Annotated in this window: 13 protein-coding genes and 1 tRNA gene; 1 reads left to right on the top strand and 13 read right to left on the bottom strand. The window is 69.6% G+C overall.

The genetic code is table 11. From position 1 onward, the window contains the following. Nucleotides 1–30: 30 nt before the first annotated feature. From VYI76_RS11415 to VYI76_RS11450, 8 genes are all read right to left on the bottom strand, one after another. The gene (locus tag VYI76_RS11415) at nt 31–1,821 is read right to left on the bottom strand and encodes a monovalent cation:proton antiporter-2 (CPA2) family protein (protein WP_326524862.1); all 1,791 of its coding nucleotides are present in this window, start codon (nt 1,819–1,821) and stop codon (nt 31–33) included. 75 nt (nt 1,822–1,896) lie between these two features. Then, nucleotides 1,897–3,312, bottom strand: a complete 1,416-nt coding sequence (locus tag VYI76_RS11420; RefSeq protein ID WP_326524863.1) for a mannitol dehydrogenase family protein — start codon at nt 3,310–3,312, stop codon at nt 1,897–1,899. Beyond that, nucleotides 3,309–4,724 (bottom strand): glucuronate isomerase, encoded by a 1,416-nt coding sequence (gene uxaC, locus VYI76_RS11425; protein ID WP_326524864.1) that lies wholly within the window; start codon nt 4,722–4,724, stop codon nt 3,309–3,311. The genes VYI76_RS11420 and uxaC overlap by 4 nt, the downstream gene beginning before the upstream one ends. Before the next feature lie 86 nt (nt 4,725–4,810). Then, the gene (locus VYI76_RS11430) at nt 4,811–5,839 is read right to left on the bottom strand and encodes an ABC transporter ATP-binding protein (protein ID WP_326524865.1); all 1,029 of its coding nucleotides are present in this window, start codon (nt 5,837–5,839) and stop codon (nt 4,811–4,813) included. Nucleotides 5,840–5,850: 11 nt separating this feature from the next. Then, complete coding sequence (locus tag VYI76_RS11435) at nt 5,851–7,440, bottom strand: ABC transporter permease (protein ID WP_326524866.1); 1,590 nt, start codon at nt 7,438–7,440, stop codon at nt 5,851–5,853. Then, nucleotides 7,431–8,477: an extracellular solute-binding protein gene (locus VYI76_RS11440; RefSeq protein WP_326524867.1), complete on the bottom strand. Its 1,047-nt coding sequence runs from the start codon at nt 8,475–8,477 to the stop codon at nt 7,431–7,433. The genes VYI76_RS11435 and VYI76_RS11440 overlap by 10 nt, the downstream gene beginning before the upstream one ends. A 111-nt stretch (nt 8,478–8,588) precedes the next feature. Then, a tRNA-Gln gene (locus VYI76_RS11445) sits at nt 8,589–8,663 on the bottom strand. A 51-nt stretch (nt 8,664–8,714) separates the two neighbouring features. Then, nucleotides 8,715–9,797 (bottom strand): branched-chain amino acid aminotransferase, encoded by a 1,083-nt coding sequence (locus tag VYI76_RS11450; RefSeq protein WP_326524868.1) that lies wholly within the window; start codon nt 9,795–9,797, stop codon nt 8,715–8,717. 58 nt (nt 9,798–9,855) lie between these two features. Between VYI76_RS11450 and VYI76_RS11455 the strand changes: the two genes are divergently transcribed. Then, nucleotides 9,856–10,353 (top strand): MarR family winged helix-turn-helix transcriptional regulator, encoded by a 498-nt coding sequence (locus VYI76_RS11455; RefSeq protein ID WP_326524869.1) that lies wholly within the window; start codon nt 9,856–9,858, stop codon nt 10,351–10,353. Nucleotides 10,354–10,441: 88 nt separating this feature from the next. Here the strand turns inward: VYI76_RS11455 and proC are convergent, their stop codons facing one another. The 5 genes from proC to VYI76_RS11480 all read right to left on the bottom strand — a co-directional run bounded on the left by proC (nt 10,442) and on the right by VYI76_RS11480 (nt 13,492). After that, nucleotides 10,442–11,245 carry a pyrroline-5-carboxylate reductase gene (gene proC, locus VYI76_RS11460; protein ID WP_326524870.1) on the bottom strand — a complete coding sequence of 268 codons (804 nt, stop codon included), beginning with the start codon at nt 11,243–11,245 and terminating at the stop codon, nt 10,442–10,444. Beyond that, entirely contained in the window at nt 11,242–11,748 is a 507-nt protein-coding gene (locus tag VYI76_RS11465) for a YbjN domain-containing protein (protein ID WP_443018947.1), read from the bottom strand. The genes proC and VYI76_RS11465 overlap by 4 nt, the downstream gene beginning before the upstream one ends. Nucleotides 11,749–11,850: 102 nt before the next feature. Further along, entirely contained in the window at nt 11,851–12,123 is a 273-nt protein-coding gene (locus tag VYI76_RS11470; RefSeq protein ID WP_326524872.1) for an accessory factor UbiK family protein, read from the bottom strand. A 14-nt stretch (nt 12,124–12,137) separates the two neighbouring features. Continuing rightward, nucleotides 12,138–12,692 carry a TspO/MBR family protein gene (locus VYI76_RS11475; protein ID WP_326524873.1) on the bottom strand — a complete coding sequence of 185 codons (555 nt, stop codon included), beginning with the start codon at nt 12,690–12,692 and terminating at the stop codon, nt 12,138–12,140. Nucleotides 12,693–12,724: 32 nt separating this feature from the next. Further along, complete coding sequence (locus VYI76_RS11480; protein WP_326524874.1) at nt 12,725–13,492, bottom strand: TlyA family RNA methyltransferase; 768 nt, start codon at nt 13,490–13,492, stop codon at nt 12,725–12,727. Nucleotides 13,493–13,500 lie beyond the last annotated feature (8 nt).

Here is a 13,500-nt window from a genome sequence, read left to right on the forward strand (position 1 = left end):
GTCCCGCGCTTTCGCCAGGATACCGCGACCTCAGGCCGCCTCACCCTTTGGCGGCGGGAAGAACGGCTCCGGCTCGGGCGTCGTCATGTTCCCGCGCAGCATCTTACGGCCTGCCTCCAGCCCGCCGACCAGTTCCAGCTCGACCCGCTGCTCGTCGCGTTCGCGGACGTCATCGACCGCGTCGCGCGCCTGATCCTCGTCAAAGCCGAGCCCGGTCAGCACCTCGTGCCCGAAGACGAGCGCCGATTCGAACAGCTCGCGAATCTGGAATTCGACGCCGGCCTTGATGAGTCTCAGCGAGTGGCCACGATCGAAGGCGCGGACGTAGAGCTTGGCGAGCGGAAATTCCGAACGGCACAGCTCGACGATGCGGTCCGCGGCCTCGGGCTTGTCGACGCACACCAGAATCGCCTCCGCCGTCGCCGCGCCGGAGGCGTGCAGCACGTCCAGGCGGGTGCCGTCGCCGTAATGGATCTTGAACCCGAAATTGCCGGCGGCGCGGATCATGTCGACGTCCGTCTCGATCAGCGCCAGTTTGACGCGCCGGGCAAGCAGGGTCTGGCTGACGACCTGCGCGAAGCGGCCGAAGCCGATCACCAGCACGCGCCCATGCAGGTCGCTTGCCGCATCGATCCCGTCCAGCGAGACCGGCGCCGCACGGCGCATCCGGTTCGAGACGATCAGCACCAGCGGGGTCAGGGCCATCGACAGGATGACGACCGCGCTCATGATCGCGCCTACCCGCGCATCGAACAGCCCGACGCCGAGCGCGGCGGCATAGAGCACGAAGGCGAACTCGCCGCCCTGCGCGAACAGCGCCGCGCGGTGGATCGCGTCGCGGTGCGTCGATCCCGCGATCCTCGCGATACCGTAGATGCCCGCCGCCTTCACCACCATGAACGCGATGACCCCGCCCAACACCAGCCGCCATTCGGCCACCACCGTGGCGAGGTTGAGCGACATGCCGACGCTAAGGAAGAACAGCCCCAGCAGCAGCCCGCGGAACGGCTCGATATCGGCCTCCAGCTGGTGGCGAAAATTTGATTCCGACAGCAATACCCCGGCCAGGAATGCCCCCATCGCCATCGACAGGCCTGCCGCCTGCATGAACAGCGCCGATCCCAGCACCACCAGCAGCGCGGCGGCGGTCAGCACCTCGCGCGCGCCGGCCCGCGCGATCAGGCCAAAGAACGGGTCGAGCAGCCAGCGCCCGGCCGCGATCAGCGCGGCGAGCGCCCCGAGTGCGATGCCCAGATCCATCCAAAGCGGCGTCGTACTCGCTTCCGCGCGGCCGTTGACGACCGCCCAAAGCGCGACGAGCGCGAGCAGCGGCACGATCGCCAGATCCTCGAGCAGCAGGATGGCGATCGCACGCTGGCCTTCGGGCGTCGCGGTCTCCCCCTCCTCCTCCAGCATCTGCATGATGACCGCGGTGGAGGAGAGGACGAAGCCCATCGCGCCGACCGCCGCCACCGCCGGCGACAGGCCGGCCGTCATGCCGATGAGGGTCAGCAGCGCGCCGCACGTCAGCACCTGGGCCGCACCAAGGCCGAATATCTGCCGTCGCATCTTCCACAGCTTGCGCGGACGCATCTCCAGCCCGATCACGAACAGGAACAGCACCACACCCAGTTCGGCGATATGCAGCAGCGTCTCGGGATCGTCGAACAGCTTCAGCCCGAACGGCCCGATCAGGAGCCCCGCGGCGAGATAGCCGAGCACCGATCCCAGCCCCAGCCGGCGGAAAAGCGGCACCGCGATAACGCCCGCGGCCAGCAGCACGACGGCATGGCCCAGCCCGAAACCCGACGCGTCGGCCATAGCGTATTCCCTCTTGTTCCGCAGGCCATCACCTTGGCCCGCGAGCGCCACTTCGCGCAACCCCACCCGCGTCGGTCAGCGAACTTCCGCGAGCGCCGACCCCAACGCCGCCCGCAGCCACGGATCGCCGGCCAGATCGCCGAAGATCGCACGGACGCCGAGCAGCGCGTCGACCAGTGCGGCATCGTCCGCCGCCTTCACCGCAAGCGTGGCAAGCTGCGCCGCCATCGGATCGTCGAGCGCGGCGCCCTGGCGGCGGACATGCGCCATCCACCCCGCCACGCCGCGCACCGCGGCGGCCGGGTGGATGCCCAGCCGCCGGCAATCGACGATCGTGCCGAGCAGCCGCTGGGGCAGCTTCTGCGACCCGTCCATCGCGATCTGGATCAGCCGGTGGCCAAGCGCGGGATTGGCGAAGCGATCGAGCAGGTCGGCGGCATAAGCGTCCGGGTCCAGCCCCGCGACCGGCGGCAGCGTCGGCGCGGCCTCGGCACGCATCAGCCTTTCCGCGGTCGCGCGGATCGCCGGATCGGCGACGGCGCGGTCGACCGTTTCATGCCCGGCCGCCAGCCCCAGATAGGCGATCGTCGAATGCGCGCCGTTGAGCATGCGCAGCTTGGCGAGTTCGAACGGACGGACGTCGGCGACGAACTGGACGCCGACATCCTCCAGCCGCGGGCGCGGGCCGGCAAAATCATCCTCGATGACCCATTGGGTGAAACGCTCGGCCTTGACCATGCCCTCGTCGCGCGCACCCAGCCGCGCCGCGAGCGCATCGCGATCCGCGTCGGTCGTCGCGGGCACGATACGATCGATCATCGTCGCCGGGCAGCGGACGTTCGCCGCGACCCAATCCGCCAGCGCCGGATCCGCCAGCGCGAGATAGTCGGCCAGCACCGCCGCCAGCACCGCGCCGTTGTGCGGCAGGTTGTCGCAGCTCAGCAGAGTCACCGGCCCGGCGCCCCCGATGCGCCGCCGCGCCAGTCCCGCCGCGATCAGGCCGATCGCCGACATCGGCATCCCGCTCGCCAGATCGGCGACGATCGCCGGATTGGCCGCATCGAGCCGCCCGGTCGCGGGGTCGTGGCAATAGCCCTTCTCCGTTACCGTCAGCGAGACGATGTGCGTCGCCGGATCGGCGATCGCGGCGATCGCGGCCTCCGCTTCCTCCCGCGCGACGATCACCCCCGCGACCGCACCGATCACACGCGGGCGATCGCCATCCGCGTCACGCTCGATCAGGGTGTAGAGCCCGTCCTGCGGCGCGAGCTGGTCGCGCACGCCGGGCGAACGCAGCGACACCCCGAGAATCCGCCAATCGCCGCCGTAGGCCGCCAGCACATCATCGACATAGGCTGCCTGATGCGCACGGTGGAACGCACCGATGCCGAGGTGTACGATGCCAACGCCGTGCGCGGCCGGATCATAGCCGGGCCGGGCGACGTCCCCAGGCAGCTTGTCCAACGTCGCCGCCGACAGCCGCCCGGTCACAGCCTGTACGCCTGCTTGGCGAGATTATAGGCGAGGTCGTGCGCCAGTTCGACCGCCTCGTCCTCCTCGATACGGTGATCGGCGACGAGGCTGGCGAGGAAGCCGCAGTCCATCCGCCGCGCGACGTCATGCCGCGCCGGGATCGACGGGAAGGCGCGGGTATCGTCGTTGAAGCCGACGGTGTTGTAAAACCCCGCTGTCTCGGTGACGCTCAGGCGGAAGCGCCGCATCCCTTCCGGGCTGTCGTGGAACCACCAGGACGGCCCCAGTTTCAGGCACGGATAATGGCCGGCGAGCGGTGCGAGTTCGCGGGCATAGACGCTCTCGTCGAGCGTGAAGAGGATCACCGACAGGCGGGGATCGTTGCCGAACGCATCGAGCAGCGGCCTCAGCGCGGTCACGAAATCGGTGCGGGTCGGGATGTCGGCCCCCTTGTCGCGCCCGTGACTGGCGAACAGCGCGGCATTGTGGTTGCGGAAACTGCCCGGATGGATCTGGAGCACCAGCCCGTCGTCCAGGCTCATGCGCGCCATCTCCGTCAGCATCTGCGCGCGGAACAGCTCGGCGTCGCCCGCCCGCATGCGATCACCCGCGACGCGGTCGAACAGCGCTTCCGCCTCGGCCGGCGACAAATTGGCGGTGGCTGCGGTCGGATGCCCATGGTCGGTCGAGGTCGCGCCCATCGACGCGAAGAACCCACGCCGTTCCCGGTGCGCGGCGAGATAGCCGCGCCACGTCCGCGTATCTTCGCCCGCCAGCTCGCCGAACGCGTCGAGATTGGCCTGAAACCCCTCGAAATCGGGGTCGACCACCGGATCGGGGCGATAGGCGGTGATGACGCGCCCCGGCCAGCCGCTGTCGCGGATCGCCCGATGATGATCGAGCGGGTCGAGCGGAGATTCGGTCGTCGCGATCACTTCGATGTTGAACCGTTCGAACAGCGCGCGCGGCCGATACGCGTCGGTCGCCAGCGCCGCCGCCATCCTATCATAGTACAGGTCAGCGGTTACCGGTGTCAGTCGCACATCCAGCCCGAACAGCTCGGCGAACACCCAGTCCAGCCACATCCGCGTCGGGGTGCCGCGGAACAGGTGGTAGTGGGCGGCGAACGTCCGCCACACCTCGCGCGGATCGGTGTCGGGCAGGCTGCCGTCGGCGCGCGGCACGCCCAGCGCGTCGAGCGCCACACCCTGCGAGTAGAGCATGCGGAAGATATAGTGATCGGGCGTGATGAGCAGCGACGCCGGGTCGGCGAATTTCTCGTCATAGGCGAACCAGCGCGGATCGGTGTGCCCGTGCGGCGACAGGATCGGCAGGCCAGCGACCTCCGCGTACAGCCGTCGCGCGATCGGCAGCACGTTGGCGTCGGTCGGCAGCAGCCGGTCGGGGTGCAGGGTCAGAGGTAAGGACACGGCAGGCTCCGGGCGGCGAGGGGAACATTTGCGCCATCCAGCCATCCCCCATCCGGGCTTGGCCGGTCAAGCCGGGCCACCGCCGATCAGTCACGAACCAGATGCAGGCAGGCGCGCTCGGGGTCGAGCGCCAGCGCAATCCCGGAACCCGGCGCGGGCGGCCGGACGATCGTGCGCACGCTGATCGCGACCCCCTCGACTGTCGCCTCGATCCGGTATCCGGCCCCGGCGAACCGCACCGCATGGACCCGCGCCGCGACACCCGCCGGATCGATGCGCAGCCCTTCGGGGCGGATCAGTGCGCGGGCCGGGCCGTCCGCCATCCCTTCGGCCGCAAAGCGCCCCAGCGCCGTCTCCGCCACGCCCCCGGCAATGATTGCCGGCAGCACGATTGCTTCGCCCAGCAACCGCGCGGCGGCCTCCGATCGCGGGCGGCGATAACAGTCCTCGGGCGACCCCGTCTGAACCACGCGGCCGTCCGCCATCAGGATCAGATCGTCAGCGACCGCCATCGCCTCATCGGGATCGTGCGTGACGATCAGTACCGTCGCCCCCGCCGCACGGAGGTCGGCCAGGACGGAGGCACGGACCCTATCGCGCAGATGGCCGTCCAGCCCGGAGAAGGGCTCGTCGAGCAGCAACAGCGCCGGCTCGCGCGCCATCGCCCGTGCCATCGCCACACGCTGCTGCTCGCCGCCCGACAGCGTGTGCGGCCAGGCATCGACCAGCGCCTCGGCGTGGAACCGGCCGAGCAGGGCGACGGCGCGGGCGCGGCGATCGGCGCGCGACAGCCCGGACAGGCCGAACACGACATTGTCGGCGACGGTCAGATGGGGGAACAGCGCGAGATCCTGGAACACCAGCCCGACGCCGCGATCCTCCGGCGGCACCGCGCGACCGGGCGCGGCGACCTCCCGCCCGTCGATCGCGATCGTGCCGGCATCGACACGGTCAAGCCCGGCAATCATCCGCAGCACCGTGCTCTTGCCGCAGCCGGAAGGGCCGAGCAGGCAGGCGATGCGCCCGGCGGCCAACGCAAAGCTGACACCGTCCGCCGCGACGCGATCACCGAACCGGCGCGAGACGGCACGGACGTCGAGAACCGAGAGCTGCATCGCGGACACCGCTACGTACCCGGCCGCGCCAGCGCAATCCGCCGCGTCAGCCACATCACCGCGGGCACCGCGAGCAGGACGATCAGGATCGACGGCAGCCCCGCCGCGCCCAACCGCTCGTCGAGCGCATAGTTGCTGGCGATCACCGCCAGCGTATCGAAATCGAACGGGCGCAGGATCAGCGTCGCGGGCAGTTCCTTCAGCACGTCGACGAACACGATCAGCGCCGCCGTCAGCATCGTGCCCCGCGCAACCGGCAGTTCGACCGCGAGTGCCGCCCCACCCTCGCTGCGCCCCAGAGTACGCGCGGCGTGGACCATCGACGGGGTGACGCGGGTCAGCCCGGCGTCGATCGGCTCGAGCGCCGCCGCCATCAGCCGCGCGGCATAGGCATAGATCAGCAGCGCGACGCCGATCGCGGTGCCAGAACCGGGAAATACCGCCCAGATCGCGCCCGCCGGCGCCAGCAGGCCGATCGCCATCACCGCGCCCGGCGTGGCATAACCGAGGCTCGCCAGACGCCCCGCCAGCGGCAGGCGCCGGGTGCCGAGAGCGAGCATCGTCGCCAGCGTGACGGTGACGATAGCGCCTGCGGTGCCCAGGAACAGGCTGTGTCCGGCGGCGCGGGCGAGGCGCGGCCAGTCGGGTGAAGTCTCCGTCAGGCTCCAGGCCAGCCAGCCGACCGGCAGGATCAGCCCGGCCACGACCAGCGCCGCGCAAAAGGCCGTCGCCCCCCACGCCGCCACGCCGCCCAGCGGCTGCGCCTCGATCGCGCGCCAGCGCCCGCGTCCGCCCTCATGCGCCACCCCGCGCCGGCCACGCCGCTCGATCCACAGCAGCAGCGCGGCGGCGGCGAGCAGCGGCAACGCGAAGCGCGCGGCGCTGACGGTCGATCCATAGACCGACCACGCCCGCACCACGCCCGTCGTCAGCGTCTGGACGCTCAGGAACTGGACGGCGCCGTAATCGGCCAGCGTCTCCATCACAGCCAGCGCTACTCCCGCCGCCAGTGCAGGCCGCGCCATCGGCAGCGCGACCCGCCACAGCGCGGCGCGGCCGCCGCACCCCAGCATCCGCGCCGCCTCCAGCACGTTGACCGACTGGTTCAGGAATGCCGCGCGCATCGCAAGATAGACATAGGGATAGAAGGCGCAGGACAACACAAACGCCGCCCCGCCGGTATTGCGCATCCCGAACGGCAGGTCGAACCCCGCGGCGGCGCGCAGCCACACCCGCAGCGGACTGGCGACGTCGAGCAGGTCGGCATAGCCATAGGCGAGCGCGAAAGCCGGCACCGCGAGCGGCAATGCCAGCGCCCAGGCGAACAGGTCGCGCCCCGGAAACCGGTGCATCGCGACCAGCCACGCGGCGACTGTCCCGACCACCGCCGTCGCCAGACCGACCAGCAACGCCAGCCATGCCGAGGACGCGGCATAGCGCAGCACGTCGCGCGGGGCGATATCGGCGGTGCCCGCCCCCATCGCCGCCGCGACCACGCCGGCCAGCGGCAACGCCACCGCCAGCCCCGCCAGGATGGCGAGGACGACGGGAAGCGACGGGCGCGGATGGCTGTGGACGGCAGGCGCCGTCGTCAGCGCCACCCCGCCGCGCTCATCAGCGACTGCGCCTCGGGCTGACGCGCGGCGAAGGCGGCGGCGCTCATCGGATGCGCGGTGAACTTCGCATAGGCATCGACCGGCGCGGGTGCCGGCACATCGGGAGATGCCGGATATTCATTGTTGTTCTGCGCGATATGGCGCTGGCTTTCGGCCGAAGCGAAGAATTCGAGTAGGCGGACGGCGTTGGCCTTGTTCGGCGCATTGGCCGCGACGCCGCCGCCCGACAGGTTGACGTGCGATCCCTGGCCTTCGAGGCTGGGGAAGCCGAGCTTGACCTTCTGGGTCACCTTGCGGTCCGCCGCGTCGCCGCCGGTCGCCATCCGGACGTAGTAATAGCTGTTGGTCAGCGCGATCTCGCACACCCCGGCGCCGACGGCGCGGATCTGGTCGCGATCACCGCCTTCGGGCGGGCGCGCCATGTTGGCGACGACGCCCTTGGCCCACGCCTCGGCGCGCGGACGGCCCCAGGCCTCGATCAGGGCGCCAACCAGCGACAGATTGTAGACGCTGTCCGACGACCGCACGCACAGCTTGCCCTTGAAGCGCGGGCCGGCGAGCTTGGCGTAGTCGTCGATCTCCTCGGGCTTCACCTTCGCCGCGTCATAAGCGACGACGCGCGCGCGGCGCATGAAACCATACCAGTTGCCGCCGGGCTCACGCAGGTTGGCGGGAATGCGCGCGGTCAGCGTCTCCGACTGGATCGGCTGGAACAGCCCGGCCTGCTGCGCGCGCCACAGCGCCCCGGCGTCGGCGGTGATGAACAGATCGGCCGGGCTGGTCTTGCCCTCGCTGCGCATGCGCGCGATCAGTTCGTCGGGCCGGCCCTCGATCCGATTGATGCGGATGCCCGTCTCGCGCGTGAAGCGGTCGTACAGCGCCTTATCGCTGTCATAATGGCGCGCGGTATAGAGGTTGACGACCTGCTCCCCCGCTTTCGCCCCCGCATCCTTCGCCCCTTCGGAACAGCCGGCGGCGAATGCCAGCAGGAAAGGGAGGGCGAGAAGGCGCGATCGGGACACGACGGGGATCCTTTCGGTGGCTTCGGGGAGAAGCCGGACCCTATCCCAATTGCAAATTATTCTCAACAATACGCCACGATCGCTTGCTGCACGGCGTTCGATCGGGCGGCCTGGCTGGGGCGGAAGGATTCGAACCTTCGGTACACGGTACCAAAAACCGTTGCCTTACCACTTGGCTACGCCCCAGCAGGAGCGCGGGCTTATAGCGGGCTGCGCGCGTCTGAAAAGGCCCGAGGTTCAGGCGATCCGCTGCAGCCAGCCGTGCGGGTCGGGCGCGCGGCCGCGCTGGAGGTCGCTGAGGCGCTGGAGCAGGCGCGCGGTCGTCTGGCCGGTGCCCCCGCTACCGATGGTGAAGGCGTAATCGGGACCCGCGACCTTGCCGATCGGCGTCACCACCGCCGCCGTCCCGCAGGCGAAGCTTTCGGCCAGCGCGCCGCTTTCGGCATCGGCCCGCCACTGGTCGATCGAATACATCTCCTCACGCACCACCAGCCCTTCATCGCGGGCGAGCTGGATCAGCGAGGCGCGGGTGATGCCGGGCAGGATCGTACCGGTCAGCGGCGGCGTCACCAGGCTGCCGTCGGCCATCACGAAGAAGATGTTCATGCCGCCCAGTTCCTCGATCCAGCGGCGCTCCGCCGCGTCGAGGAACACGACCTGATCGTGGCCGCGCTTCACGGCCTCGGACTGGGCGACGAGGCTGGCGGCGTAGTTGCCGCCGCATTTGGCCTCGCCCGTCCCGCCGGGCGCGGCGCGAGTGTAATCATGGCTGACCCACAGCGAAACGGCGCGCGCGCCGCCCTTCCAATAGGCGCCGACCGACGACGCCAGCACGCAATAGAGATATTCGCTGGCCGGCTTGACGCCCAGGAACACCTCGCTCGCGATCATGAACGGACGCAGATAGAGCGCGCCGCCGTCGATTGCCGGGATCCAGTCGCGATCGGCCAGCACCAGCTGGCGGCACGATTCGACGAACAGTTCCTCCGGCAGATGCGCCATCGCCATCCGCTCGGCCGAGGCGCGGAAGCGCGCGGCGTTCGCATCGGGCCGGAACAAGGCGATGCCGCCATCATCGAGGGCATAGGCCTTCAGCCCCTCGAAAATCTCCTGCGCATAATGGAGCACGGCCGTCGCCGGATCGACCGTCAGCGGAGCCCGCGCGACGATCTTCGCATCGTGCCAGCCCGCGTCGGCCGAATAGCGCACCACCGCCATGTGATCGGTGAAGACCCGGCCAAAACCCGGATCGGCAAGCATCGCCGCACGATCGCTGACGCTCACGGGGGTGGGCGTGGGTTCGAACGCGAAGGCGGTCATGGCGTGTGTCTCCAGGATGCTTGCATCGCGGGTATCGGCGGTGGCAGAACAGGTCAACATGGCTGGCCAAAATCCCGACGCGGCGCGCGCCTCTCCGCTGTTCCTGACCGAGCCGGAAATTCGGCGCGGGATCGAGTTGCTGTATTTCGGGCACAGCCACCTCACACGCTCGATCGACGCGGGGCTGGCGGAGCAAGGGCTGGGCCGCGCGCACCACCGAGCGCTCTATTTCATCGCGCGGAAACCCGGGCTGGCGATCGGCGACCTGTTGCAGTTGCTGGCCATCACCAAACAGGCGCTGAACCGCGTGCTGACCGATCTGACGGCGCGCGGGCTGGTCGAGACGCGCACCGGCGACCGCGACCGGCGCCAGCGGCTGCTGCGGCTGACGGCGGAGGGCGCGACACTCGAACGCGAGTTGTTCGCCGCGATGAGCGCACGGATGGCGCAGGCCTATTCACGCGCAGGGCAGGAGGACGTCGGCGGCTTCTGGGCGGTACTGGAAGGACTGATCCCGGAACGGGAGCGCTCGCGCGTGGCGGCGCTGGGGCGGTAGAATAAACAGGGGCGTTAGCGCGGAGGTGCGGAGCGCGGGCATATGGCACGCTCCCTCCCCGCGCTCCGCACCTCCGCGCCAACAAACCTCATCGCGCCGCCGACGCCAGCTCCTCGCTACGTTTCGTGGCAGCCGTCAGCGTCGCGGCGACCAGCGCCTTCATCGCGTCGCCGTCGTCGAGCACGTCGAGGCCGGCACGGGTGGTCCCGCCGGGGCTGGCGACACGATTCGCGAGCGTCGCGGGGCTGTGTTCGGATACGGCGGCAAGCGCGGCGGCGCCCTCTACCGTCGCTATCGCGAAACGCTGCGCCTGATCCGCGGGGATGCCGAGCGCCGCGCCAGCGTCGGCCAGCGCCTCGACGAAGCGATATACGAAGCCCGGCCCCGACCCCGACAGCGCGGTTATGGCGTGGAACAGGCTTTCATCATCCAGCCATTCGACAAGCCCAAGCGGCGCCATCAGCGCTTCGGCGGCGGCACGCGCTTCCATGCTCGCGTCGGACGAATGGAGGGCCACGACGCCCTTGCCCAGAGACACCGGCAGGTTCGGCATCGCGCGTACGATCGCGCCGGCGGAAAAACGCGCGGCGAGCGCAGCTTCCTCGACACCCGCCAGGATCGACAGCAGCAGGCGCGGTCGCACGGACGCCAGCGCCGGCGCGACGGTATCGAGCAATTGCGGCTTGATCGCCAGCAGCAGCACATCGGGACGTTCATCGCCCGGCGGCGCATCGACCAGCCGAACACCCTGCGGCACGACGGAATCGCCTGGATCGATCGCGGTCACCGCATCGGGCGGAACGACGCCGCCGGCGATCCATCGATCCAGCATCGCGCCGCCCATATTGCCGGCGCCGACCAGCCACACCCGGCCGATCGCCTGCACGCTCACGCCTCGCCCTGCGTCTCGATCAGCGCGGCGGCAAGCGCTTCCTTCGGCGATTTGCCGCCCCACAGCACGAACTGGAACACGGGATAGAATCGCTCGCATTCGTCGATCGCGCTCTCGACCAGCAGTTCGGCGCCCGACAGGCTCATCTGCGCCTCGTCCTCGCCGTCCACCATCGCGGCGTGGCGATAGAGCAGGATGCCGCTGGCCGACCACAGCTCGAAATGGCCGATCCACAGCTGTTCGTTGACCAGCCCGATCGCCTCGTACATCGCCGCGCGCCGCTCGTCCGCCACGCGGACATCGGGGAAGGCGAGGAACTGGAGAACCGATTCGTCCTCGCGCCAGATCGCGCGCAGCTCATATTCGGTCCAGCTGCCCTTCACCTTGGCGACGATCTCGTCCTCGTCGCGGCTGTGGGTCCAGCCATGCGCGGCGTAATAGCGCTCGAGCATGTCGATCGGCGCACCGTCGTCGCGGTGGTCCTCAAGTTCGTCGAGCATCAGTGGGTCACCCGGTCCATGCGCGCGCAAAATGCCAAGCGGCGCCGCGGCGCACAAGCACCGGCGACGCCGCCGAAGGCACGAAAGCTGTGGAAAATCGCCGCGTCAGCCCGCTTTCGGCGTCTTGATGGGCTTGGCGAGCTTTGCCTCCAGCGCCTCGATCCGCGCCTTCAGCGCCTCATTCTCGTCGCGCGCGGCGGCGGCCATCGCCTTCACCGCGTCGAATTCCTCGCGGGCGACGAAATCCAGCCCGCCGATCCAGCTCTTGGCGTGTTCGCGCGCGCTCTCGCCCGCCTCGCGGCCCACGCCGGCCATCGTGCCGGCCGCGCCGTTCATGAACTTGACGAAATCGTCGAAGAAGCGGTTCTCGCTCTGCATGTCGGGAAATCTCCTCAGATCTCGATCTGGGTGGTCGAGGACGCCGGCACAAGGTCTTCCGCGTCGGGATTAAGCTGGTGGATGCCCAGCGTCAGCATGCCGGCGAAGCTGATCCATACCATGTAGGGCACCATCAGCCACGCCGCCGCCTTGCGGATACGCGCGAACAGGAACGTCACGCCGATCGAAAGCACCAGCATCGCGCCGATCAGCGCGGCCGCCGCCACCACCTTGTGCGCGCCGAAGAACAGCGGCGTCCAGGCGAGGTTCGCGGCGAACTGGAGCGCGAACAGCGCGATCGCGATGCCCCGCCCCCGCGCGCCGCGCGCGTCGGCGATCATCGCCAGCGCGAGGCCCAGGCAGACATAAAGGGTGGTCCACGCGACAGGAAAAACGAAACCCGGCGGGGTCAGCGCGGGCTTGACGAGGGCGGCATACCACGCGTTCTCCTCACCCGAGGGCACCAGCCGGCCCGAGGCGAAGCCCAGCAGCAGGATCAGCGGCACGGTTACCATCGCCCAGCGCAGGAACGACATCCGCAACTGACCCCTGGACGCAATCTCGCTCACCGGCTGCTCCTTACAGATCGTTTCGCGGGCGGTTAGTGGCCCGGCGCGGACGACACAACGCCCTCCGCGCTCTTTCGTGCCGAAATGAGGAATTCGACATTGCCTTCGGGGCCGGTGATCGGGCTTTCTGTCACCCCCTCGACCTGCCAGCCGCTTGCCGTCAGCCAGTCCGCCACCTCGCGGCAGACGCGCTGGTGGACGGAGGCGTCACGCACCACGCCGCCCTTCCCCACTTCCTCGCGGCCCGCTTCGAACTGCGGCTTGATGAGCGCGACGAGGCGCCCCCCGGGAGTCACGAAGCCGAGCGGCACCTCCAGCACCTTCGCCAGGCCGATGAAGCTGGCGTCGCACACCACCAGATCGACGGCTTCGGGGATGTGCGCGGGGGTGAGGATGCGCGCGCTGGTCTGTTCATGCACGACGACGCGGTCGTCCTGCCGCAGCTTCCACGCGAGCTGGTTGGTGCCCGAATCGACCGCATAGACCCGCGCCGCATCGTTCGTCAGCAGCACGTCTGTGAAGCCGCCGGTCGACGAACCGACATCGATGGCGACCGCCCCGCGCACATCGATGCCGAAATGCGCCAGCGCATGCGCCAGCTTGATCCCGCCGCGCGACACCCAGGGATGGTCGCGGCCCTTCACCTCGATCGTGGCGTCGTCGGGCAGCATCTGGCCGGGCTTGTCGATCTTGCGGTCACCTACGAAGGCGAGGCCCGCCATCACCAGCGCCTGCGCGCGCGTACGGCTTTCGGCCAGCCCGCGATCGGCGATCAGCTGGTCGGCGCGGACCTTCGCCACCGTCCGCG

The organism is Sphingomonas sp. (assembly GCF_035910975.1).
Lineage (GTDB): Bacteria > Pseudomonadota > Alphaproteobacteria > Sphingomonadales > Sphingomonadaceae > Sphingomonas.